Origin of the sequence: Idiomarina tyrosinivorans, from assembly GCF_003987475.1 — a bacterium.
GTDB lineage: Bacteria > Pseudomonadota > Gammaproteobacteria > Enterobacterales > Alteromonadaceae > Idiomarina > Idiomarina tyrosinivorans.
In genome coordinates this window covers 199,728-222,656 of the sequence record NZ_PIQH01000001.1, presented here as the reverse complement: position 1 = coordinate 222,656, position 22,929 = coordinate 199,728, and the positions used below count along the sequence as shown (strand labels likewise).

General features: G+C 49.0%; 19 protein-coding genes. 12 read left to right on the top strand and 7 right to left on the bottom strand.

The window, feature by feature from the left end; translation table 11 throughout:
* Positions 1-29 precede the first annotated feature (29 nt).
* The 6 genes from CWI84_RS01075 to ubiG all read right to left on the bottom strand — a co-directional run bounded on the left by CWI84_RS01075 (position 30) and on the right by ubiG (position 5,941).
* Positions 30-296 carry a GrxA family glutaredoxin gene (locus CWI84_RS01075; protein ID WP_126840724.1) on the bottom strand — a complete coding sequence of 89 codons (267 nt, stop codon included), beginning with the start codon at positions 294-296 and terminating at the stop codon, positions 30-32.
* 113 nt (positions 297-409) lie between these two features.
* Complete coding sequence (gene yfaE / locus CWI84_RS01070; RefSeq protein ID WP_126840723.1) at positions 410-670, bottom strand: class I ribonucleotide reductase maintenance protein YfaE; 261 nt, start codon at positions 668-670, stop codon at positions 410-412.
* A 5-nt stretch (positions 671-675) separates the two neighbouring features.
* Positions 676-1,806: a class Ia ribonucleoside-diphosphate reductase subunit beta gene (gene nrdB / locus CWI84_RS01065; protein WP_126840722.1), complete on the bottom strand. Its 1,131-nt coding sequence runs from the start codon at positions 1,804-1,806 to the stop codon at positions 676-678.
* A gap of 21 nt (positions 1,807-1,827) precedes the next feature.
* A complete protein-coding gene (nrdA, locus tag CWI84_RS01060) occupies positions 1,828-4,170 on the bottom strand; it encodes a class 1a ribonucleoside-diphosphate reductase subunit alpha (protein ID WP_126840721.1) in 2,343 nt (780 codons plus the stop codon).
* 395 nt (positions 4,171-4,565) lie between these two features.
* A complete protein-coding gene (gph, locus tag CWI84_RS01055) occupies positions 4,566-5,228 on the bottom strand; it encodes a phosphoglycolate phosphatase (protein WP_126840720.1) in 663 nt (220 codons plus the stop codon).
* A complete protein-coding gene (gene ubiG, locus CWI84_RS01050; RefSeq protein WP_126840719.1) occupies positions 5,228-5,941 on the bottom strand; it encodes a bifunctional 2-polyprenyl-6-hydroxyphenol methylase/3-demethylubiquinol 3-O-methyltransferase UbiG in 714 nt (237 codons plus the stop codon). The genes gph and ubiG overlap by 1 nt, the downstream gene beginning before the upstream one ends.
* Before the next feature lie 149 nt (positions 5,942-6,090).
* On the opposite strand from ubiG, the gene gyrA reads away from it, so the two are divergent.
* The 12 genes from gyrA (at position 6,091) to CWI84_RS00990 (ending at position 19,626) form a co-directional block, all read left to right on the top strand.
* A complete protein-coding gene (gene gyrA, locus CWI84_RS01045; protein WP_126840718.1) occupies positions 6,091-8,724 on the top strand; it encodes a DNA gyrase subunit A in 2,634 nt (877 codons plus the stop codon).
* Positions 8,724-9,809, top strand: coding sequence for a 3-phosphoserine/phosphohydroxythreonine transaminase (gene serC / locus CWI84_RS01040; protein ID WP_126840717.1), 1,086 nt, complete (start codon positions 8,724-8,726; stop codon positions 9,807-9,809). Before gyrA ends, serC begins: the two co-directional genes overlap by 1 nt.
* 50 nt (positions 9,810-9,859) lie before the next feature.
* Positions 9,860-10,963: a histidinol-phosphate transaminase gene (gene hisC / locus CWI84_RS01035; protein WP_126840716.1), complete on the top strand. Its 1,104-nt coding sequence runs from the start codon at positions 9,860-9,862 to the stop codon at positions 10,961-10,963.
* Between the two features lie 3 nt (positions 10,964-10,966).
* Positions 10,967-12,253 (top strand): 3-phosphoshikimate 1-carboxyvinyltransferase, encoded by a 1,287-nt coding sequence (aroA, locus tag CWI84_RS01030; RefSeq protein WP_241968694.1) that lies wholly within the window; start codon positions 10,967-10,969, stop codon positions 12,251-12,253.
* Between the two features lie 107 nt (positions 12,254-12,360).
* Positions 12,361-13,053 carry a (d)CMP kinase gene (gene cmk, locus CWI84_RS01025; protein WP_126840715.1) on the top strand — a complete coding sequence of 231 codons (693 nt, stop codon included), beginning with the start codon at positions 12,361-12,363 and terminating at the stop codon, positions 13,051-13,053.
* Positions 13,054-13,181: 128 nt separating this feature from the next.
* Positions 13,182-14,858: a 30S ribosomal protein S1 gene (gene rpsA, locus CWI84_RS01020; RefSeq protein ID WP_126840714.1), complete on the top strand. Its 1,677-nt coding sequence runs from the start codon at positions 13,182-13,184 to the stop codon at positions 14,856-14,858.
* A gap of 46 nt (positions 14,859-14,904) precedes the next feature.
* Positions 14,905-15,195, top strand: coding sequence for an integration host factor subunit beta (locus tag CWI84_RS01015; protein ID WP_126840713.1), 291 nt, complete (start codon positions 14,905-14,907; stop codon positions 15,193-15,195).
* A gap of 68 nt (positions 15,196-15,263) precedes the next feature.
* Entirely contained in the window at positions 15,264-15,539 is a 276-nt protein-coding gene (locus CWI84_RS01010) for a lipopolysaccharide assembly protein LapA domain-containing protein (protein WP_126840712.1), read from the top strand.
* Positions 15,533-16,690: a lipopolysaccharide assembly protein LapB gene (gene lapB, locus CWI84_RS01005; RefSeq protein ID WP_126840711.1), complete on the top strand. Its 1,158-nt coding sequence runs from the start codon at positions 15,533-15,535 to the stop codon at positions 16,688-16,690. Before CWI84_RS01010 ends, lapB begins: the two co-directional genes overlap by 7 nt.
* Positions 16,691-17,386, top strand: coding sequence for an orotidine-5'-phosphate decarboxylase (gene pyrF, locus CWI84_RS01000; protein ID WP_126840710.1), 696 nt, complete (start codon positions 16,691-16,693; stop codon positions 17,384-17,386).
* A gap of 114 nt (positions 17,387-17,500) precedes the next feature.
* Positions 17,501-19,252: a M1 family metallopeptidase gene (locus tag CWI84_RS00995; RefSeq protein WP_126840709.1), complete on the top strand. Its 1,752-nt coding sequence runs from the start codon at positions 17,501-17,503 to the stop codon at positions 19,250-19,252.
* A 59-nt stretch (positions 19,253-19,311) separates the two neighbouring features.
* Positions 19,312-19,626, top strand: coding sequence for a ComEA family DNA-binding protein (locus CWI84_RS00990; protein WP_198674462.1), 315 nt, complete (start codon positions 19,312-19,314; stop codon positions 19,624-19,626).
* A 43-nt stretch (positions 19,627-19,669) separates the two neighbouring features.
* Here CWI84_RS00990 and rne read toward each other — a convergent pair whose 3' ends face one another.
* The gene (gene rne / locus CWI84_RS00985) at positions 19,670-22,663 is read right to left on the bottom strand and encodes a ribonuclease E (protein WP_126840708.1); all 2,994 of its coding nucleotides are present in this window, start codon (positions 22,661-22,663) and stop codon (positions 19,670-19,672) included.
* Between the last annotated feature and the right edge of the window lie 266 nt (positions 22,664-22,929).

Sequence of the window (22,929 nt, the reverse complement as noted above, 5' to 3'; positions counted from 1 at the left end):
GGGATGATTTGACGCGCTAAAGTAGTAATTTAAGCGGCAAATAATCCTAAGTGTTCACGCGCGTAGGCTTCGAATTCGGTATAGCCACCAATGTGGGTTTCATCGATAAAAATTTGCGGTACGGTATGAACCGGCTTACCGACCGTTTTTTCCAAGTCTGCTTTGGAAATGCCTTCTGCATGAATGTCCACGTAGCGATAATCGAAATCGTCGCGGTCTGCTTTCAACTGCTCGGCAGCATCTTTGGCACGTACGCAAAATGGACAGCCTGGACGGCCAAAAATCACGGTAAACATTGTTTCACCTTCCTTAATTGATTAACTGTTGCCTAATGGCGTGGGCGTATTATCGCTAATTGCAGGGGACATTGACAATGGAGTCGAGCGATATCTGTTATCGAAAATTTCGATTAATGGTCGATTTCTAAGTCTGAGGTTGGCACACAACAACAGGGTAGAATATCTCCAGGCCTGACAAATGCTAAGGGCTCATTGATATAGCTGACGCTGCCGCTTTTTAATTTAGTCCGGCAGGCACCGCAAAAACCATTACGACAGTGGTAATGTACTTCAACTTGTTGCGATTCGAGAGCGTCTAAAAGTGTGCCCTCGGAAGCATCAACGGTCAGCGTTTGCTGACCGTTGACTACCACTTTAAAAGAATTCGACATTGGCGTTACAGATCAAAATCGCCTAAATCGGAGGCACTCACTTCGCTATCGATTTGTCCCACTAAGTAAGAACTGATTTCCGCTTCTTGTGGCGCCACTTGAACATTGTCTGATACCAAGTACTTGTTCATCCAAGGTAGTGGGTTAGAGCGTTGTTCGAATGGTGCGTCAAAGCCGATGGCCTCCATCCGAAGGTTCGCAATATATTCGACGTACTGGCACAGCATGCTCTCGTTAAGACCGATCATAGAACCGTCACGGAAGAGGTAATGTGCCCATTGCTTTTCTTGCTCTACGGCGGTCATGAATATTTGCTTAGCTTCTTCGCGAAGTTCCTCAGCAATCTCCTTCATCTCTGGATCATCTTCGCCATATTGCCATAAGTTCAAGATGTGTTGAGTTGAAGTTAAGTGTAAGTTTTCGTCGCGAGCAATCAGACGGATGATTTTTGAGTTACCTTCCATCAATTCACGTTCGGCGAAAGCAAAGGTACAGGCGAAGCTGACATAAAAGCGAATGGCTTCTAATGCATTCACCGAGTTGATGCATAAAAACAGCTTTTTCTTCAGTTCGCGTTGGCTGATGTTATACGTTTTGCCGTCGACTTCCACTTCACCTTCGCCATGGGTTTGCCAAAGCTGGGTATGGAAAATTAAGTCATCGTAGTAACGTGAAATATCGTTAGCACGGACTTTAATTTCGCGGTTAATCACGATGTCTTCAAACACTTCGCTCGGATCAGAGAATAAATTCCGCAGAATATGGGTATATGAGCGCGAGTGAATGGTTTCGAAAAACGACCACGTCTCAATCCACGTTTCTAACTCCGGGATAGAGACAATCGGCAGCAGGGCAATATTTGGACTGCGACCCTGCACTGAATCTAACAACGTTTGATATTTTAGGTTAGAAATAAAAATATGCTTTTCGCTGTTGGTCAGTTTATCGAAGTCGACACGGTCACGGCTTACATCGACTTCCTCAGGACGCCAGAAAAAGCTGATTTGCTTTTCGATAAGCTTTTCAAAAATGCTGTGCTTTTGCTGGTCATATCGGGCCACATTCACCGGGTTACCGAAAAACATCGGTTCCGCTAAAGGGTTCGTTTGTTCCTGATTAAACGTTGAGTACGACATAATTCAAATGCGTCCTATTGATTAAATTTTGCAAGCGCCGCCGGCGCAATCATCATCTTCTTCAATCACAGCCGCTTGTTGTTCAAGTTGCTCTGCCGTTTTGGGCGAGTGCTTCGCCATCTTCGCTGCTAAGTCTGACTGGTTATCCGCTGCACCGTCACGGGTGTTGTGGTAGTACATGGTTTTTACACCCAGTTTGTAGGCGTACAGCAAGTCTTGTAACAACTGTTTCATCGGTACTTTGCCGGCATCAAATTTGCCTGGGTCGTAGTTGGTATTGGCAGAAATGGTCTGGTCTACGAATTTCTGCATAATGCCCACCAATTCCAAGTAACCTTTGTTATTTGGAATACTCCACAACAGTTCGTACTGGTCTTTAAGGTTCTCGTAGTCCGGTACAACTTGCTTAGTTACACCATCTTTTGAGGCTTTGATACTGACGTAGCCACGCGGCGGCTCAATGCCGTTGGTTGCGTTAGAAATCTGCGACGAGGTCTCTGACGGCATCAGCGCCGATAGCGTTGAGTTACGCATGCCGTGTTGCTGAATATCTTTGCGCAACTGATCCCAATCAAGATGCAGTGGCTCGTTGCAGATCGCATCCACATCTTTCTTGTACGTATCAATTGGCATTTTGCCTTGCGAGTAGGTGGTTTCGTTAAATTTCGGACAAGCACCTTTCTCTTTTGCCAATTCCATCGACGCCTTCATCAGGTAGTACTGAATCGCCTCAAAGGTTTTATGAATGAGGCCGTTAGCAGAACCGTCAGAATAACGTACACCGTGTTTTGCTAGGTAATAGGCAAAGTTAATCACACCAATACCCAAGGTACGACGGTTCATGGTCGCGTTACGTGCCGCGGGCACCGGGTACTCTTGATAGTCTAATAAGCTGTCCAGCGCGCGAACGGCCAGTTCAGCTAAGCCTTCTAAGTCGTCTAACGACTCGATAGCGCCAAGGTTAAATGCTGACAGGGTACATAGCGCAATTTCGCCTTCTTCGTCATTAACATGCGCCAATGGCTTGGTCGGTAGAGCAATTTCCAAGCACAGGTTACTCTGTTTGATAGGCGCGACTTTAGCATCAAACGGGCTGTGGGTATTGCAGTGGTCAACGTTCTGCAAATAAATACGCCCGGTGCTTGCTCGCTCTTGCATAAATAAACCAAACAGCTCAATGGCTTTAATGCGTTTTTTACGAATGCTGTCATCCGCTTCATATTGCACGTAGAGCCGTTCAAACTCGTTCTGATCTTGGAAGAATGCGTCGTAAAGCCCCGGTACGTCTGAAGGACTAAACAATGTAATATAGTCGTCTTTGATCAAACGCTGATACATTAAACGGTTAAATTGCACACCGTAATCTAGGTGGCGAACACGGTTTTCTTCAACACCACGGTTATTTTTCAACACCAACAGGCTTTCTACTTCTAAGTGCCATAGCGGGTAGAATAGGGTTGCTGCACCACCACGGACACCGCCTTGCGAGCAGCTTTTCACAGCCGTTTGGAAATATTTGTAGAATGGGATACAACCGGTGTGGAAGGCTTCGCCGTTGCGGATAGGGCTACCTAAAGCACGGATGCGACCGGCGTTAATACCGATCCCTGCACGCTGTGACACATACTTCACAATCGCGCTCGCGGTGGCGTTGATCGAATCTAAGCTGTCGCCGGTCTCGATGAGTACGCAAGAGCTGAACTGACGCGTTGGCGTACGAACACCAGACATGATTGGCGTAGGCAGCGAAATTTTGAAGGTTGAAGTAGCGTCGTAGAAGCGACGAACATAGTCCATCCGCTCGTTTTTCGGATAGTTAGCAAACAAGCACGCCGCCACCAACACATACAAGAACTGGGCACTTTCGTAAATTTCTCCAGAGACGCGGTTTTGGACTAAATACTTACCTTCTAATTGCTTCACCGCAGCGTAAGAGAAGTTCATGTCACGCCAATGATCGATGAAGTCTTCCATTTCTTCGAATTCAGCTTGGCTATAGTCTTCCAACAAATGTTTGTCATAGCGGCCTGATTCCACCATCGAGCGCACATGGTCGTATAACCGCGGCGGTTCGAACTGACCAAAGGCCTTTTTGCGAAGATGGAAAATGGCGAGGCGCGCAGCCATGTATTGATAGTCGGGCGCATCTTCCGAAATCAGGTCAGCCGCAGCCTTGATGATGGTCTCGTGAATGTCTTCGGTTTTTATACCGTCGTAAAACTGAATGTGAGACTTAATTTCCACTTGTGAGGCGGAGACATTGTGAAGACCTTCTGCTGCCCACAAAATCACTCGGTGGATTTTGTCCAAGTTCAACGGTTCGCGTTCGCCGCTGCGTTTGGTGACAAATAGCTGTTGGTTCATGGTTAGCGCTCGACTCTTGTATGTTTGTTATTAATTTGTAGCCACTAGATATAGTGTTGATTTGTTGTTCAGTACGGTTTTTACACAATATCTTGGGGTTGTTGATTAACCCGTATGCTAGGCGTAAGGCGCAGCTTGATCAAGTCGCGCGGAGTGAAAAAAAGAGAAAAAAACTGGGGTCGCTGGGCTTGATTTATTGCAACCCTTTGCGGAGCTTACGCTGCGACAAATGTTGAATTTTTTAATAATATTTTTTTCGATTAAAAAGGCTGTTTAAAGGAGAATAATCTAACGCCCAAAACACAAGGGGTGCGACTGTGTTTTGCTAAAGACCACTATATCTTGTGGTCTAAAGATTGCAGCAGCGATTCACTGATAGCGCTTGAACTTGTCGCTTAAAGCAACGCCAGTAATTCGGTTGGGTGTTTTAAGCGGTGGTCGGCTAGCCACTTTTCGGGCTGCTCCGCGGGTAAAATATAGCCGTACTCAGCCAAGGCGGTTCGCATGTCGGCTGCCTTGCCTGCCTGCATATCACGTTCGGCATCGCCAACATACCAACACTGTTTGGCATCAACACCCAATTGTTCAGCAGCATAGAGCAAAGGCGCTGGCGATGGTTTGGCTTCAGCAAGGGTATCGCCGCTTACCACAACGTCGATAGTCGCGAGCGAAGCAAAGTAGGGCAGTAGTTGTTCCGTGAGAAATGCCGGCTTGTTAGTGACAATGGCGACCTTAATACGGCGTTCAGCAAGCCCGTTCAGTACTTCCTCTACACCGTCGTAGAGCCGGGTATGCTGGGCAATATTGTTTTGGTACGCGGCCAAAAAAGCCTTCCGAAGGGCTTGTTGATTGGCGTGGTAAAACTCGCCGAAGCCCAGTTGTAAAAGTCCTTTGGCGCCGTGCGAAGCTAACGGCGTGTAATGCTGCTCCGCTACTTCTGCTTGGCCGTGGTCGCGTAACACCTGATTAAGCGCAGCGCCCAAATCTGGCGCGGTATCTAACAACGTACCATCAAGGTCGAATAATACCGCTTGCGGCTTATCTGTGGTTTCTATCATTAGCGTTTTTCCAGCGCGACGATGTAATTGACATCAACATCTGTCGGATGCAGTGCGAAACCACCCCAAGGGTTGTAGGTTAAACCGTTCATGGCTTTGGCATGCAATCCTGCCGCATCGGTCCAACGCAGTAGCTCTGACGGCTTAATGAAACGTTGATGTTGATGTGTTCCTTTGGGAACCCACTGCAGAATATACTCTGCGGCTACGATGCCCAGTAACCAAGATTTCGGATTGCGATTCAACGTCGAGAAAATGGCGACACCACCGGGTTTTAGCAACTGCCCACACGCCGCGACGATAGCTTGCGGATCGGGAACGTGCTCAAGCATTTCCAAACAGGTGACGACGTCAAACTGTCCCGCCTGTTGCTGTGCTAACTGTTCTACGGCGATGCATTGATAGTCTATGGTTAACCCAGACTCGAGGGCGTGAAGTTTGGCAACCTGCAGCGAGTCTTGTGCCAAATCGATGGCGGTGACATCCGCTTTGTGTTTGGCCATGGCCTCCGCCAACAGGCCTCCACCACAGCCAACATCAAGCACCTTTTTACCAAACAACCCGTGGCTTTGCTCCTGGATAAACTGTGTCCGGAGCGGATTAATTTTGTGCAAAGGAGCAAACTCACCTTCGGTATCCCACCACCGCGAAGCGATTGCGGAAAACTTCTCAATTTCCTTTGGATCAACGTTGTTGGTGTGCTCTGATGTCATGGCCTCGATGCTCTCTGATTTTGCCGCAGGGGGCGGTCAGTCTACCTGACCACCCAAAAAAGAAAAAGAGGGTGCGTGGCGGGTCAGGTATGGTTACAATGGCAGAATTAAAATAACAACGAACTCGCAGATCTTTTAGGGACAATCATATGAGCGATCTTGCCAGAGAAGTAGTACCGGTAAATATCGAAGACGAGCTGAAAAGTTCTTACCTTGATTATGCCATGAGCGTAATCGTAGGGCGGGCCTTGCCCGATGTTCGCGATGGTTTGAAGCCAGTTCACCGTCGCGTTTTGTTCGCGATGAACGAACTCCGCAACGACTTCAATAAGCCATATAAAAAATCCGCGCGTGTGGTTGGTGACGTTATCGGTAAATATCACCCTCACGGTGACAGTGCGGTATACGACACTATCGTTCGTATGGCTCAGCCATTCTCACTGCGTTACATGCTGGTAGACGGCCAAGGTAACTTTGGGTCTGTCGATGGTGACTCTGCCGCGGCCATGCGTTATACCGAAATTCGGATGGCCAAAATTGCCCATCGCTTACTTGCCGATTTAGATAAAGAAACGGTCGATTTTGTTGATAACTACGACGGTACTGAACGCATTCCTGATGTTCTGCCGACTCGTATTCCAAACTTATTAGTCAACGGTTCGTCCGGTATTGCGGTGGGTATGGCGACGAATATTCCGCCACATAACCTGACTGAAGTCATCAATGGCTCGTTGGCCATGATCGAAAATCCGGAAATTACCGTCGATGAACTGATGGAGTATATTCCGGGGCCAGATTTCCCTACAGCGGCGTCGATTTCAGGCCGCGCCGGCATCATCGAGGCTTATAAAACCGGGCGTGGGCGTATTCACCTGCGTGCCAAAGCTGAGGTTGAAGTTGACGAAAAATCCGGTCGCGAATCGATTATCGTGACCGAAATACCTTACCAAGTGAATAAAGCCAAACTCATTGAAAAGATTGCAGAGTTGGTTAAAGACAAACGCATTGAGGGGATTTCCGGGCTACGTGACGAATCTGATAAAGACGGTATGCGTATCGTTATCGAAATTCGTCGTGGTGACGTTGCTGAAGTGGTATTGAACCACTTGTATGCGAATACCCAGATGCAGGTTGTGTTTGGTATGAACATGGTGGCGCTGGACAAAAACCAGCCACGTTTGTTTAACCTGCGTGACATGCTCGATGCCTTTATTCTGCATCGTCGTGAAGTTGTTACCCGCCGTTCAGTCTACGAATTACGCAAAGCGCGTGAGCGAGCGCACATTCTAGAAGGTTTGGCGATCGCGCTGGCTAATATTGACGAGGTGATCGAGCTGATACGGCGTTCACCTACGCCGGCAGAAGCGAAAGCCGGTTTAGTATCGCAAGTTTGGAAACTGGGCGCAGTCGCAGCAATGCTAGAGCGTGCCGGTTCAGACGCAGCGCGACCTGACCACCTGCCAGAAGAGTATGGTATCCACGGCGAAGAATACCGCTTAACCGACGACCAAGCGCAAGCGATTTTGGACTTACGGTTGCACAAACTGACCGGTCTAGAGCACGAAAAGATTTTGGACGAATACAAATCGTTGCTCGAACAAATTGAAGAGCTACTCCATATTTTGCGCAGCTCTGAGCGTTTGATGGAAGTGATTCGTGAAGAACTCGAAGCGGTTCGCGACGAGTTCGGTGATGCCCGACGTACTGAAATTACCGCTGCGGCGCACGACATCAGCATGGAAGACTTGATTAACGAAGAAGACGTTGTGGTGACGCTGTCGCACGAAGGTTACGTGAAGTATCAACCGTTAACCGAATACGAAGCGCAGCGCCGCGGCGGTAAAGGTAAAGCCGCAACGCGAATGAAAGATGAAGACTTCGTTGAACGGTTATGGGTGGCCAATACCCACGATACCATCTTGTGCTTCTCGACCCGTGGTCGAATTTATTGGATGAAGGTTTACCAATTGCCGTTAGCTACACGCACCGCACGCGGTAAACCAATTGTTAACTTGTTGCCGCTAGAGGCGGAAGAGCGAATTACCGCCATTTTGCCAACCCGTGACTACCCAGAAGATAAGTTTGTGATCATGGCGACTCGCAACGGTACGGTTAAGAAAACCCCGCTCACGGAATATTCGCGGCCACGTAACGGCGGTATTATCGCCTTGAACCTGGTCGAAGGCGATGAGCTTATTGGCGTGGATATCACCAACGGTGAAAGTGAAATCATGTTGTTTTCTGATGCCGGTAAAGTGGTCCGTTTTGATGAGTCACAAGTGCGTTCAATGGGACGTACGGCAACGGGGGTTCGTGGTATCCGCATGGAGCCAGAGCAACATGTCGTATCGCTGATTGTGCCACGTGAGTACGAAGACGGTCAGTCAGCAGCTATTCTTACCGTCACCGAAAATGGCTTTGGTAAACGTACGCCAATCGAAGATTACCCAGCGAAAAGTCGGGCAACCAAAGGGGTTGTGTCGATTAAAGTGAGCGAGCGTAACGGTGCAGTGGTTGGCGCGATGGAAGTGATCGACGACAACCAAATTATGCTCATCAGTAACAAAGGCACGTTAGTTCGAACTCGTGTTAACGAGGTGTCGGTGGTTGGTCGTAATACCCAAGGCGTGCGCTTAATTCGCACCGGCGATGACGAACTGGTTGTCGGCTTGCAGCGGATTGACGAAATCGATGATGAAGAGGAACTCGCTGAATTGGCTGAGGGCGAAGAAACCCCAGCAGCAGCGAGCGATGAGACTCCAACAGAGGGTGACGAAGCATAATGAGCCGCGTTTTCAACTTCTCTGCCGGGCCTGCAACATTACCTGAAGAGGTGTTGAAACGCGCCCAGCAAGAACTGCTAGAGTGGAATGGCTTGGGGTTATCGGTGATGGAAATCAGTCACCGAGACCCCGAGTATGTTCGCATCGCGCAACAAGCAGAGCAGGATTTACGGGATTTGATGGCGGTGCCAGACGATTACCATGTGCTGTTTCTGCAGGGTGGTGGTCGCGGGCAGTTTTCTGCCGTACCGCAAAATATTGCTGGTCCGGAAGCCACGGTAGACTATCTTGATACCGGCATTTGGTCAGGTTATGCGATTCGGGAAGCGAAAAAATTCGTTGGCAAGGTGAATGTTGTCGGTTCTACCGAGCAACGTGCCGGCGGCAAAGCCATTATGCTGCCTGAGCAATGGCAATTAAGCGATAACGCGGCTTACTTCCATTATTGCCCGAATGAAACCGTTGATGGCATTGCATTGCATCAAATCCCAGAGGTTAATGCACCCATTGTTGCCGATATGTCGTCGAATATTCTGTCTGAGCCGCTTGATGTATCAAAATTTGGTGTTATTTACGCGGGTGCGCAGAAGAACATCGGACCATCAGGCTTTGCGATTGCCATCGTCAAGCAATCGCTGTTAGGTCAGCCGCAATCCTCGCTCTGCTCGATTATGGATTACGCCATTCAGGCGAAAGACCACTCGATGTATAACACGCCGAACACCTTTGCTTGGTATTTGTCGGGGCTGGTGTTTGAGTGGCTTAAAGCGCAGGGTGGTTTGGCTGCCATGGGGCAGCAAAACCGCCATAAAGCGGCGCTATTGTATGGCTTTATTGACAGTAGCGAGTTCTACCATAACCACGTGCATACTGACTATCGTTCGATAATGAATGTACCCTTTCAGCTCGTCGACGATAGCCTAGACGAACGGTTTTTACGCGAAGCTCGCGAAGCGGGTTTGGTCGGGCTAAAAGGCCACCGCTTTGTCGGCGGTATGCGCGCCAGTATCTATAACGCAATGCCAGTTGCTGGAGTAGAGGCGTTAATCGATTTCATGAAAACGTTTGAACGGGCAAACGGTTAACAAAACGATACCCGATCACAGAAATAATAAGACCGAAGGATGTAACCGCTATGAGTACTTTCAATGCTTCCGAATTGGCGAACCCAGGTGTTCGACAATTGCAGCCGTATCAAGCAGGAAAGCCAGTAACCGAATTGCAACGTGAACTTGGTTTAACCAAAGTGGTTAAGCTGGCGTCTAATGAAAACCCGCTAGGGCTCAGCAGTAAAGTAAAGCAAGCGTTGGCTGCGGAATTGGCCGATTTACCGCGCTATCCTGATGCCAACGGTTATTACTTAAAGTCACGGTTAGCAGAATTGCATGGCGTAGACATCAAGCAAATTACTTTGGGTAATGGCTCAAATGACGTACTAGAGATTCTGGCTCGTACGTTCGTTGGTCCAGAACACCAAGTGGTGTTCTCACAACACGCTTTCGTGGTTTATCCGTTAGTGACCCAGGCAATTGGTGCGACACCGGTGGCGGTTCCAGCGAAAGACTATGGCCACGACTTAGATGCCATGCTGGCGGCGATTAACGAAAAAACGCGGATGGTATTTATTGCTAACCCGAACAATCCCACTGGCACCTTTTTGACCACCGCGGAGCTAAAAGCGTTTGTGGAAAAAGTGCCTGAACATGTGATCGTGGTGCTTGATGAGGCTTATTACGAGTATGTTCCGGAAGCGGAGCGCGCGCCGTCGACGGATTGGGTTGCTGAACACTCTAATTTAGTGGTTAGCCGGACGTTCTCAAAAGCTTATGGCCTGGCTGGATTGCGCGCCGGTTATGCGGTCTCGCATGTTGATGTTGCGGACTTGATGAACCGCATTCGCCAGCCTTTCAATATGAATTCATTGTCGTTGAAAGCGGCAGAAGTGGTGTTAGACGACCATGATTATATTCAGCGTTCGGTCGAAATCAATCGCCAAGGTATGCAGCAGTTGACCGAATTTTGCGAACAGCAGGGACTGAATTACATTCCTTCATACGGCAACTTCTTGACCATTGAAGTGGGCGATGATGCCGCTGAGCTTTATCAGCAACTGCTACACGAAGGTGTGATCGTGCGCCCAGTAGCAGGCTATCAATTGCCACGTCATTTGCGTGTCAGTATCGGCCTGCCAGAAGAAAATGACGCCTTCATTCAGGCCATGAAAAAACTTCGAGGCTAGCGCTTGTCGAGTTCATCTTATCTATTGCCCTCGGTGTCAAAAGCCGAGGGCAAAGTCGTTCTACCTGGCTCAAAAAGTATCGCTAACCGAGCGTTGCTAATGGCGGCGTTATGCCAGCGGCCAGTGACATTGCAGAATATGTTGTTCAGTGATGATACGGCGCGGATGATGGAGGCGTTAACCGCGTTGGGGGTTAGGCTCGAGAAGCAACAAGATAGCGTTGTTGTTCATGGCAACGGCGGTCGCTGGACGCAAGCGTCTGCGACACTAGACTTAGGTAATGCCGGCACCGCCATGAGACCTCTGTTAGCCGTTTTGAGCGCAACAGCGCAGCAGGAGTATCAGCTCACCGGCAATCCGCGCATGCAACAGCGCCCAATTGCAGATTTAGTCGACTGTTTGGAGCAAGGAAATGCCGCTATCAGCTATCAAGGTGAGGCAGGATTTCCGCCGTTGACGGTAAAAGGTGGGCTGCAAAGTGGCCATTTCACCATCAAAGGTAATGTTTCCAGCCAATACATTTCGGCCATGCTGATGGCGTTGCCACTGCTTGCGCAAGATTCAGTCCTTCAACTTACCGGGGAAATTGTTTCTCGGCCATACATTACGCTCACCTGTAAGCTGCTTGCAGAGTTTGGTATTACCATTAATGAAATCAACGATGCCGAATTTCATATTCCTGGCGGACAGCAGTATCGTGCGGCCGATGAAGTATGGGTAGAGGGCGACGCAAGTGCAGCCTCGTATTGGATTGCGGCGGCTATGCTGGGTGGCGGTCCGCTAGAAATTGTTGGTGTCGGTAAGCACAGTATACAAGGCGATATCGCCTTTGCCGCTATCGCTGAACAAATGGGGGCAAACATTGAATATCGGCATCAATCGCTGATTGTCAGCCGCGATGCAAAGCTGCCGTTACCCGTGATGCAGCATGATGGCACCGATATTCCAGATGCCGCAATGACATTTGCGCCGCTGGCATTGTTTGCTAATGGCGTTAGCGAAATTTACGGTGTGGCTAACTGGCGGGTGAAGGAAACTGACCGACTTAGCGCAATGGCGAATGAATTGACGAAGCTGGGTGCGCAGGTCACCACCACCCGCTCGAGTATCTGTATTACACCGCCAACGCAGTGGCAGGACGCCAGCATTGCGACCTACGATGATCACCGCATGGCGATGTGTTTTGCACTTTGCGCATTTTCGCCCGCTAGCGTCACCATCGAAGACCCTGATTGTGTTGCTAAAACCTATCCTCACTTTTTTGCCGAGTTTTCACGTCTTTGTCATTAACTGACGTTACGGTGTTGCGCAATTCCTGATCAATGATGCAATTTTTTTACAAGTGCGTATAATTGCGCGCCGAATGACTGCGTCTGCAGTGCAACCTAGAGGATGTTATGACAAGCCATATTCCTGTGATCACCATTGATGGACCCAGTGGTTCGGGCAAAGGCACGATAAGCCGATTATTGGCAGACAAGCTTGGCTGGCACTTGTTAGACAGTGGCGCGATTTATCGCGTTTTGGCATTGGCAGCGATTCACCACGACTTTACCCCGGATAACGAGGAAAGTTTGGTGGCGTTAGCAGCCCACCTCGATGTGAAGTTTGTGACCGAAGAAGACAATGCGCTAACGCATATTATTCTTGAGGGCGAAGATGTCACCATGACCATTCGCACTGAACAGGTGGGTAATATGGCCTCTAAAGTCGCTGCGCTGCCGCGAGTAAGGGAAGCGCTATTGCGCCGCCAGCGCGGCTTTCGCGAGCTTCCGGGATTGATTGCGGACGGTCGCGATATGGGTACGGTGGTGTTCAAAGATGCCGATGCTAAGATATTTTTAACTGCCAGTGCTGAAGAACGCGCCAGACGGCGTTTTGAGCAATTGAAGGGCGCTGGATTTGATGCTAATATTGAACAATTAATAAACGAAATCAAAGAGCGTGACGATCGCGACATGAATCGCAGCGTGGCGCCATTAAAACCCGCAGAGGATGCTTTGACCGTTGACTCAACGGCAATGCCGATTGCAGAGGTTTTGGAACAGGTAATGACATTTGCGCATAGCAAATTGTCTCAAACTAAGTAGGTGAGTGGCGGTTACACGTCTGTCATCTTATTTAGGGATCTGCTGCAAGGATGCAAGTGGATAATTTAAATAACCCCGCTAAAACAGGATTGTTTGGTGGACGTCATTAAAAGTGAAGTAAATTTACTATGTCAGAAAATTTTGCACAGCTGTTTGAAGAAAGCCTAAAAGAGATCGAAACTCGCCCGGGCTCAATCGTTAAAGGTACTGTCGTTGCTATCCAGAAAGACATTGTTTTAGTCGACGCAGGCCTGAAATCTGAAAGCGCAATTCCTGCTGACCAGTTCCGTAATGCGGAAGGCGAAGTTGAAATTGCCGTTGGCGATGAGATCGACGTAGCACTTGACGCTGTTGAAGATGGTTTCGGTGAAACGATCTTATCTCGCGAAAAAGCGAAACGCTACGAAGCATGGCTGCAGCTGGAAAAAGCTTACGAAGATGATGCGACGGTTACCGGTATTATCAGCGGTAAGGTCAAAGGCGGTTTCACTGTCGACTTAGGCGGTGTGCGTGCATTCTTACCAGGTTCATTAGTTGACGTGCGTCCAGTACGTGAAACGGCTCACCTGGAAAACAAAGACTTAGAATTCAAAGTGATCAAGCTTGACCAGAAACGTAACAACGTTGTGGTTTCTCGCCGTGCTGTTATCGAGAAAGAAAACAGTGCCGAGCGCGAAGAATTGCTTGAGAACTTGCAAGAAGGCCAAGAAGTTAAAGGTATCGTTAAGAACCTTACTGATTATGGCGCGTTCGTTGACTTGGGCGGCGTTGACGGTCTTCTGCATATCACTGACATGGCTTGGAAACGCGTTAAGCACCCAAGCGAAATCGTTAATGTTGGTGACGAAATCTTGGTTAAGGTTCTTAAGTTTGACCGCGAGCGTACTCGTGTATCACTTGGCCTTAAGCAGTTGGGTGAAGATCCATGGGCAGATATCGCTAACCGTTACCCAGAAGGCACACGTCTTACTGGCCGCGTAACCAACCTGACTGACTACGGCTGCTTCGTAGAAATCGAAGAAGGCGTTGAAGGTTTGGTTCACGTATCTGAAATGGATTGGACCAACAAAAACGTTCACCCATCTAAAGTGGTTAACTTGGATGACACTGTTGAAGTTATGGTATTGGAAATCGACGAAGAGCGTCGTCGTATTTCTCTTGGCCTTAAACAGTGCAAACCGAACCCTTGGGAAGAGTTCGCGAAGAACCACAACAAAGGTGAACAAGTCTCTGGTAAGATCAAGTCTATTACTGACTTCGGTATCTTCATCGGTCTTGACGGCGGCATCGACGGCCTCGTTCACTTGTCTGACATCGACTGGAATGTTAGCGGTGAAGAAGCGGTTCGCGAATACAAAAAAGGCGAAGAAGTTACTGCCGTTGTATTGCAAGTCGACGCAGAGCGCGAGCGCATTTCTTTAGGCATCAAGCAGCTTGAAGAAGACCCATTCAACAATTACCTAGCGGCAAACAAAAAAGGTGCTATCGTTAACGGTAAAGTTACCGAAGTTGACGCTAAAGGTGCTAAAGTTGAATTGGCGGACAGCGTTGAAGGCTACATCCGTGCAGCAGACATCGCACGCGAGCGTGTTGAAGACGCAAGCACAGAGTTAAGCGTTGGTGATAACGTTGAAGCGCGCTTCATGGGTGTGGATCGTAAAAACCGTACGTTGAGCCTGTCAATTCGTGCGAAAGACGAAGTTGAAGAGAAAGAAGCCGTTGAACAAGTTAATAAGCAGCAAGAAAAAGCTGGTATTAACAGCGCAATGGCTGACGCTTTCAAAGCAGCGAAGTCAGACGACTAATAGTAAAACAATATCCAGCTGGATATTGTGAGGAGGGAAAAGGGCGATGACCAAGTCAGAGTTGATTGAGCGATTAGCACTGAAGTTTGAGCACCTTCCCCCTCGTGAAGTGGAAGCTGCTGTAAAAGATGTTTTGGAGCAAATGGTACAGACTCTCAGTTCGGGAGACCGTATCGAAATCCGAGGCTTCGGTAGCTTCTCACTTCATTACCGTGCACCACGAGTGGGGCGTAATCCTAAGACCGGCGCTAAAGTGTCGTTGCAAGGGAAATACGTTCCGCACTTTAAAGCCGGCAAGGCACTTAGAGAACGCGTGGATAACGGCGGTCAAAATTAGTCAATGGATAGGAAAACGGCGTGCTATACTGGCAGGCCGTTTTTTATTTTAGGGCTGCAAGGACTGTGATGCTTAAGCGTTTGCTGATTTTACTACCCATCATTACGGTGCTTTTATTTGCCATCGCTTTTGGTGCAAATAACCCCCAATCGGTCACCGTAAATCTACTTTTCGTTCAGAAGCAACTCACTGTCGCTGAGCTAATGGCCTATTTTTTAGCCATTGGTATTGGTTTAGGTTTGCTGATGATGCTGTTATCGAACTGGAAATGGCGCATTAAAGCGTCGCGGGCTGAGAAAAAACTCCAGCGTCTGCAAAAAGACTCAACGGATAGCGCATGTTAGAACTGTTGTTCCTGTTACTTCCTGTTGCCGCAGCTTATGGCTGGTTTATGGGTCGCAACAGTGTCCGCAGTGAAGGGCGACGCGAGCAACAGAAATTTTCACAACAGTATGTTACCGGACTTAATTTACTGCTTTCGGACCAACCGGATAAAGCCGTCGATTTGTTCGTGGAGTTACTCGATGTAGACTCCGAAACGCTAGAGACCCACTGGGCGCTCGGCAAATTGTTCCGCCGCCGTGGGGAAATTGAACGCGCCATTAAAATTCATCAGAACCTCACCTCCCGCCCGAGTTTAGAAGAGTCTGATCGGCGCATGGCCATGTACGAATTAGGCCAAGATTATCTTTCAGCAGGGCTTTACGACCGTGCTGAACAAATGTTTACCGAATTACAGCAACATAAAGACTTTCAGCAAGCCAGCCGTGGCCATTTACTTGAAATCTATGAGGCTACCCACGAGTGGGACAAGGCCATTAAAGTGGCGCTGCGTCTTAGCCGAAACGATAAATCGGTGCATCGTGTGGTTGCGCAGTTGTACTGCGAACTGGCCGAACAACAGAACGATGAACAATCCACGACTAAATTTTACCTGAAGGCGCTCGACCACGACTCTCAATGTGTCAGAGCCTCTCTGGCGCTTGGGCATGCGTTATTTGCGCAACAGCAGTACCAAAAAGCGCTTAAACGGTTACTGCCGATCTTGCATCAAGATGCCGATTTTATTGCTGAAGCCTTACCATTAATAAAAGAATCCTTTGACTATTTAGGTGACCGCGCCGGCTTAGTCACATTTTTGCACGAGTGCCTTCAGTATGCTGGCTCTAGTTCTGCCGCAATTATGCTGTCGGAGCTTATTGCCGAAGAGAATGGGGTAGAGGCTGCTGAGCAATTTATTGAGCAAACCCTACGCAAGCATCCAACCATGCGCGGCTTCCATCAACTGATGGATTTTCATATTCGTGCAGCAGATGTTGGGCGCGCGCGAGACAGCTTGGTGATGCTGCAATTTATGGTCGAACAGCAAATTAAGCAACGGCCGAAATACAAGTGCCGGCAATGTGGTTTTTCAGCACAAACCTTATATTGGCATTGCCCATCCTGTAAGGCCTGGGCAACGAGTAAACCAATCAGTGGACTGGATGGAGAATAAATGTCGTTAACTAAAGTCTATGTCGCGTTAGATACCGATAGCCTGAGCCAAGCACAACAATGGGCAACGCAGTTACAAGGTTTAGGTGTGGGGTTAAAAGTGGGTAAAGAGTTCTTCACCTACTATGGTCCAGAACCCATTCGCGAATGGATCAAGCAGGGCTTTTCGATTTTCCTCGATTTGAAATTTCATGATATTCCTAACACCGTTGCCAAAGCCGTTACCGCGGCCGCTGAGCTAGGCGTTGATATCGTTAATGTACATGCCAGTGGCGGCAGTGCAATGATGACAGCGGCGAAACAAGCGCTGCAACCCTACGGCAAAAATGCTCCAAAACTGATCGCGGTCACAGTATTAACCAGTAGCTCAGACGACGATTTGCGCGAGTTAGGTATTAACTTAGCGGTTGCTGAGCAGGTCATGGCTCTCACTGAACTCACCCATAAAGCAGGGCTTGATGGGGTAGTCTGTTCTGCACTTGAAGCGCAAGCCTTGAAACAACGGTTTGGCAAAGACTTTTTGTTAGTGACGCCTGGTATTCGTCCGCAAGGAACCAGTAACGATGACCAGAAACGTGTGGTTACGCCAGAGCAGGCGCTCAGTTGGGGCGTTGATGCGATGGTTATCGGCCGCCCCATCACACAAGCGCCCAATCCGCGCGAGAGTGCTGAACAAATTCTAGCGAGTATTGAATAACTCGCAAGCAATCGCCACTTGCGGTCTATTGGTCGCAAGTGGTGGTGTAAATGATTGCATTCTTACGTAATTTTCTCGAAGGTTAAGGCACTTAATAACAATAGGTGTCTGACTATGAAAATACGCCCGACAAAATCCCTTGCTTCTTTTGCGCTATCTGCGACTGCGGTCGCGTTATTAAGCGCCTGCTCAACGTCGCCCTCAGCAGTTAGCGCGGCTGATTCCAACGCGTTAGACCGTAGCTATACGATGAGTTCAGGTGGTACCTTAAGTGCCGATCAGCAGGGCATTACGATTGTCGATGCAGATATCGCATTAAAGGTGATGCCGGAGCAGCGGGCAGTTTCTGGTACTACCGTGCTGACCCTAAAAACCGATCGTCAGCGCTCAAAACTGGTCGTTGATCTTGATGATCTGTTCCAACTGGATGGGGTTACCGTTAATGGTGAAGCATTGCCCACTGGCCAATTTACGCATCAGCAAGGGCAAGTGACAGCGAGCCTACCGCAAAGCATCGCTGCAGGAGACACAGTTAAGCTTGGTATTAGTTATCATGGCGTTCCCCATGTAGCAGAAAAAGCGCCGTGGGACGGCGGCTTTGTTTGGAGCCACACCGAAGATGGTAAACCCTGGATTGCTACGGCAGTACAAGGGGAAGGCTGCGATCTGATTTGGCCGTGTATCGATCATCCCATGGCAGAGCCGCAAAGTGCCACTATTCGCGTTACCGTGCCAAAAGGCTTAGTAGCTGCGAGTAATGGCATGCTGCAAGACGTCGTTCAGGATGGTGACTGGAGCCGTTACATTTGGCATACAGATGAACCTATCAATACCTATGCGATTGCACTGAATATCGGCCCCTATAAAACCCTAAAATCGACCTATCATAGCCGTTACGGTAACGACTACCCGATGGTGTTTTATTACCTAGAGGGCAACGAAGCAAAAGCAAAAGAGCTGTATAAAGAGTTTCCCGAAATGCTTAACTTTTTTGAAGACATGATCGGTCCATATCCGTTTCATGCAGAAAAGATGGGCGTGGTTGAAACGCCTCATTTGGGGATGGAACACCAGACCATCAATGCTTACGGAAACGGTTACAAAAAGGGTCCATATGGTTATGACTGGTTAATGCAACACGAGCTCGCGCATGAATGGTTCGGTAATCAGATCACGAATACCGACTGGGATCATATGTGGCTTCACGAAGGCTTTGGTAGCTATATGCAACCGCTTTACAGTGAATATTTGCATGGCAAAATGGCTTACGATGCAGAAATGTACAAGCTCCGTCAGGGCTTGATCAATGAGTATCCTTTGGTCTCTAACCATTCAATGACAGAAGATGACGTTTATCAAAATGGTCGTGGTCCAGGCTCGGACATCTATGCAAAAGGGGCTTGGGTTCTGCATACGCTACGGCAGTTGATTGGTGATCAAGCGTTTTTCGCAGCAACCAAGCAGTTGGTGTATGACCGTGACGATCCGAAACCTGGAAACTTCAAACCGTACTTCGCTGATTCTCAACGTTTTATCGATGCGGTTAACGAGGAAACCGGAAAAAACTACCAATGGTTTTTTGATACCTATTTGTACCAAGCGGCATTACCAAAGTTAGTCACTGAACGCGATGGTAAACAACTTACGGTATATTGGCAGACCGAATCCAGCTCGCCATTCCCGATGCCGGTTAATATTCGGATTGATGGCAAGGTGGTGCGGGTGAATGCAAACAAACAACCGCAAACAATTATGCTGCCAGATAGCCGCAGTCATGTCACCGCCGATCCCGATTTCGCCGTACTCCAACAGCGCGAATACATTGAAGAGTTTGCGGATTATCGTAACAAAACATCGCAACAGTAGAGCGGGAAACTATAGTCACAAGCGCTGCAATGATGCAGCGCTTTTTTTTGGAGTGAACTATGGCGATGACCGTGAACAAATACCTTACCAGCGTGGCCTTAGCCGCTGCGTTAACCTGTAGCAGTGTGGTCCTGCCGCTTCAGGCTGCAACTGTTCCTCAACAACAAACCGTTGACGAGAGTATTGATATTAACACTGCTTCACCTGAGGCTATAGCCGCTGCCATGCGCGGTGTCGGATTGAGAAAGGCTGAGCGAATCGTCGCCCTGCGCGAAAAACTAGGGGGATTTACTTCGCTAGAACAGTTATTGGAGGTGAAAGGAATAGGCCAGCGGACGCTGGAAAAGAATAAGGCTAATTTACGCTTAAAGTAAAACACGCTCGCCGGCATTATCGCCGGCGAGTCGCTTTTAGGGCCTAATACAGTGGTGTCTCACACTTTGCCATTGCCGCTGATGCAGTAGATTTCGCCGAATGAATTGATGCAATCTGCGAAGACTTCGCGATGGCTTTACGCGAGCTGTCAGCAGCAATGCCGAAGGCTCGGAATTCACCTTGGCGAGGCTGGCTAACCGCTTTTGTCATTGGCGCGAACGCTTGGCCTTTGATTTCCCGCTGCGGTAATACCGGCTTGCTAACATCCATACTTTGCGCTTGGGCAACCGGAGCTTCCGCAGCAACGGTGTCTGTCTGCACTTCTGCAGCAACCACTTCTACCGCATCTTCTGGCTTATCTACAGGTGCTTCTGATGCAGGCGTTAGATCCGTTGCTGCCTCATTAGGCTGGGCTTCGTCAGCCGCGGTTGGCGCACTGTCATCACTCGGCTCAGCGTGTTCTGCTTCTTGCTTTTCACGTTTGCGTTTCTGCCCAGCCGCACGCATGTGTCGCGGTGAGCGACGTGAACGGTTACGTGGTGTACGTTCTTCAGTAGTATCTGATTCACTATCGCTAGCAACCGATTCTGCGCTGAGTTCCTGCTGTTCAGACGTTGGCTGAGCGGGAGATTGTGGCGCTGTGTCGTCTGTCGCTGCTGTTGGCGCTTCAGTCTGCTGTTCCACCGCTTGTGTTGCTGCGTTGTCAGTTTTCTGTTGTTGCGCCACTTTCTCTGCCGCAGCCTGCATTCTTGGATCGTTGGCTCGACCCTGTGCTTTGCTGTCAGCGTCATCCGCGGCGACTTTGCGTTGGCTTTGCTCAGCTTTTGCCGGGCTTTGCGTTTCTGCTTTCGCGTTGGCTTGCGGTTGAGCATTCTGCGGCGCGTCAGCTTCGGGTGCGACATTTTGACTATCTTGCTCGGCTTCCTGTGCTTTCATGCGAACCGATTTTTCAATAGGTTTGCGAGCACGACGAGGTTTCGGCGCACGCTGTTGTTGCTGTTCTGCTACTTCAGCCTTATCCGCAGACTCCTGCGCTACAGCTTCATTGGTTGTTGCTTGATTGGCGTTTTGAGCGTCGCTGTTTTGGCGTTGACGGTTACGGCCGCGACCACGACCGCGACGATTACGCCCGCGGGTTTCACCAGTACGCTCTTGATTCGGCTTATTGCTCTCAGTCGTCGTGGTTTGTGCCGTGCTTTCGTCTTTGTTAGTACCTTGGTTGTCGCGACGATTACGTTGGCGAGAGCGTTGTCCACCACGGCGATTGTTATTGCGGCGACGGTTGTTCTGGCCGTTACGTTGACCCTGACGGTTACCACGACCCTTATTTTTGTCTTTGCTGTCTTCGTCGCTACTAAACCAGTCAGCAATTTTCTTCAATAAGCGACTTAACAGAGACGGTCCAGTGGTTACCGGTGTCGCTTGTACTGGCGGTGCGGCCGGCGCTTTTAAGCCTTTAATTGCTGGCTCTTCTAACGACTTTTTATCTTTGCTTAATGTAATCGAGACAGACGCTTCTTGTTCTGGCTTCTGTACCAGTTCAAAACTGGCTTCTTCTGGAACTTCATCATCACGTATACGCAACACATCAAAATGTGGCGTTTCAAGATGGTGGTTAGGGATGATCACCACACGAACATCGTGACGGCCTTCAATTTTGCCTAACGCTTGGCGCTTTTCATTCAATAAGTAGGTCGCAACCGGCACCGGCACTTGCGCATGCACTTGCATGGTGTTGTCTTTAATGGCTTCTTCTTCAATCAAGCGCAACACAGACAGTGCTAGCGACTCATTTGAACGGATAGTGCCTTGCCCAGAGCAACGCGGGCAGACGTGGTTAGAGGACTCACCCAATGATGGGCGAAGGCGCTGCCGTGACATTTCTAACAAACCAAAACGCGAAATCCTTGATACTTGAATACGCGCACGGTCTTGTGCAACGCTGTCGCGCAAGCGATTTTCTACTTCACGCTGATGCCGTGCCGGTGTCATATCGATGAAGTCGATAACAATCAAGCCACCAACATCGCGTAAGCGTAGCTGCCGAGCGATCTCTTCTGCGGCTTCTAAGTTGGTTTGCAGGGCGGTTTCTTCAATGTCACCACCTTTAGTGGCCCGTGATGAGTTAATATCGATCGACGTTAGTGCCTCAGTGGGGTCGATCACGATAGAACCCCCTGATGGCAGGCGCACTTCACGCTGGAACGCTGATTCAATTTGGCTTTCGATTTGGTAGTGACTGAACAGTGGTACATCGCCTTCGTACTGTTTCACGCGCTGAACAAAATCGGGGCGAATCAGTTGAATGTGCTCACGAACTTGGTCGTAAACTTTTTTGCTGTCGATCAGTACTTCGCCAATATCACGTCGCAAGTAGTCACGCAGTGCGCGGAAAATCACGTTACTTTCTTGGTGAATAAGGAACGGAGCAGGTCGCTCATTGGCGGCTTTGGTGATCGCCTGCCAATGGTGCATCAATACGTTAAGGTCCCATTCCAGTTCATCTTTCGATTTTCCTACGCCGGCGGTACGAACAATTAAGCCCATTTCGGCAGGCAGGTTTAATTCTGACAACGCTTCTTTTAACGCCGAACGCTCATCACCCTCGATACGTCGAGAAATTCCACCCGCGCGCGGATTGTTTGGCATAAGCACCAAATAGCTACCGGCTAGTGAAATAAACGTGGTTAACGCTGCACCTTTCTGGCCACGTTCTTCTTTATCGATTTGGACGATAACTTCCTGGCCCTCAGACACAACTTCTTTAATGTTGGGACGACCTTGGAACGTGTAGCCTTCAGGAAAGTAGGTTTTGGCAATTTCTTTTAGCGGGAGGAAGCCATGGCGCTCAGCGCCATAGTCAACGAACGCGGCTTCTAAACTGGGCTCGATGCGAGTGATCTTACCTTTATAGATGTTGGCCTTCTTTTGCTCATGGCCAGGGCTTTCAATATCTAGGTCGTACAAACGTTGGCCATCTACCAACGCTACACGCAACTCTTCAAGCTGCGTGGCATTAATTAACATTCTCTTCATTTTTGTGACTCAATGTATTGGGCCACAATATGACACGTTCGCAAAAACGTTCGAGCAATTAACGCATTCGTTACTTTTGTAAGCAATTAGCCTGCGGCATAGGGGATAGGATGTAAAAACACATTGTCTGTCCTCCGCTATGTCTGACTTGGTTGCTGACGACCATGCGTCACAACGTGCATGGCTTACGTAGTAGCTACCCATTACTGAATGGATAAGCCGAATAAATTAGTGTCGAACACTCTGCGGCTTGACGTTATTTTCAC

Excerpts from the sequence above, each read along its gene's own strand:
- serC (WP_126840717.1), top strand. The coding sequence starts at position 8,724 with ATGAGCCGCGTTTTCAACTTCTCTGCCGGGCCTGCAACATTACCTGAA.
- pyrF (WP_126840710.1), top strand. The coding sequence starts at position 16,691 with ATGTCGTTAACTAAAGTCTATGTCGCGTTAGATACCGATAGCCTGAGC.
- CWI84_RS01010 (WP_126840712.1), top strand. The coding sequence starts at position 15,264 with ATGCTTAAGCGTTTGCTGATTTTACTACCCATCATTACGGTGCTTTTA.
- CWI84_RS00995 (WP_126840709.1), top strand. The coding sequence starts at position 17,501 with ATGAAAATACGCCCGACAAAATCCCTTGCTTCTTTTGCGCTATCTGCG.
- gph (WP_126840720.1), bottom strand. The coding sequence starts at position 5,228 with ATGATAGAAACCACAGATAAGCCGCAAGCGGTATTATTCGACCTTGAT.
- lapB (WP_126840711.1), top strand. The coding sequence starts at position 15,533 with ATGTTAGAACTGTTGTTCCTGTTACTTCCTGTTGCCGCAGCTTATGGC.
- CWI84_RS01075 (WP_126840724.1), bottom strand. The coding sequence starts at position 296 with ATGTTTACCGTGATTTTTGGCCGTCCAGGCTGTCCATTTTGCGTACGT.
- nrdA (WP_126840721.1), bottom strand. The coding sequence starts at position 4,170 with ATGAACCAACAGCTATTTGTCACCAAACGCAGCGGCGAACGCGAACCG.
- nrdB (WP_126840722.1), bottom strand. The coding sequence starts at position 1,806 with ATGTCGTACTCAACGTTTAATCAGGAACAAACGAACCCTTTAGCGGAA.
- rne (WP_126840708.1), bottom strand. The coding sequence starts at position 22,663 with ATGAAGAGAATGTTAATTAATGCCACGCAGCTTGAAGAGTTGCGTGTA.
- cmk (WP_126840715.1), top strand. The coding sequence starts at position 12,361 with ATGACAAGCCATATTCCTGTGATCACCATTGATGGACCCAGTGGTTCG.
- gyrA (WP_126840718.1), top strand. The coding sequence starts at position 6,091 with ATGAGCGATCTTGCCAGAGAAGTAGTACCGGTAAATATCGAAGACGAG.
- CWI84_RS00990 (WP_198674462.1), top strand. The coding sequence starts at position 19,312 with ATGGCGATGACCGTGAACAAATACCTTACCAGCGTGGCCTTAGCCGCT.
- rpsA (WP_126840714.1), top strand. The coding sequence starts at position 13,182 with ATGTCAGAAAATTTTGCACAGCTGTTTGAAGAAAGCCTAAAAGAGATC.
- CWI84_RS01015 (WP_126840713.1), top strand. The coding sequence starts at position 14,905 with ATGACCAAGTCAGAGTTGATTGAGCGATTAGCACTGAAGTTTGAGCAC.
- hisC (WP_126840716.1), top strand. The coding sequence starts at position 9,860 with ATGAGTACTTTCAATGCTTCCGAATTGGCGAACCCAGGTGTTCGACAA.
- ubiG (WP_126840719.1), bottom strand. The coding sequence starts at position 5,941 with ATGACATCAGAGCACACCAACAACGTTGATCCAAAGGAAATTGAGAAG.
- yfaE (WP_126840723.1), bottom strand. The coding sequence starts at position 670 with ATGTCGAATTCTTTTAAAGTGGTAGTCAACGGTCAGCAAACGCTGACC.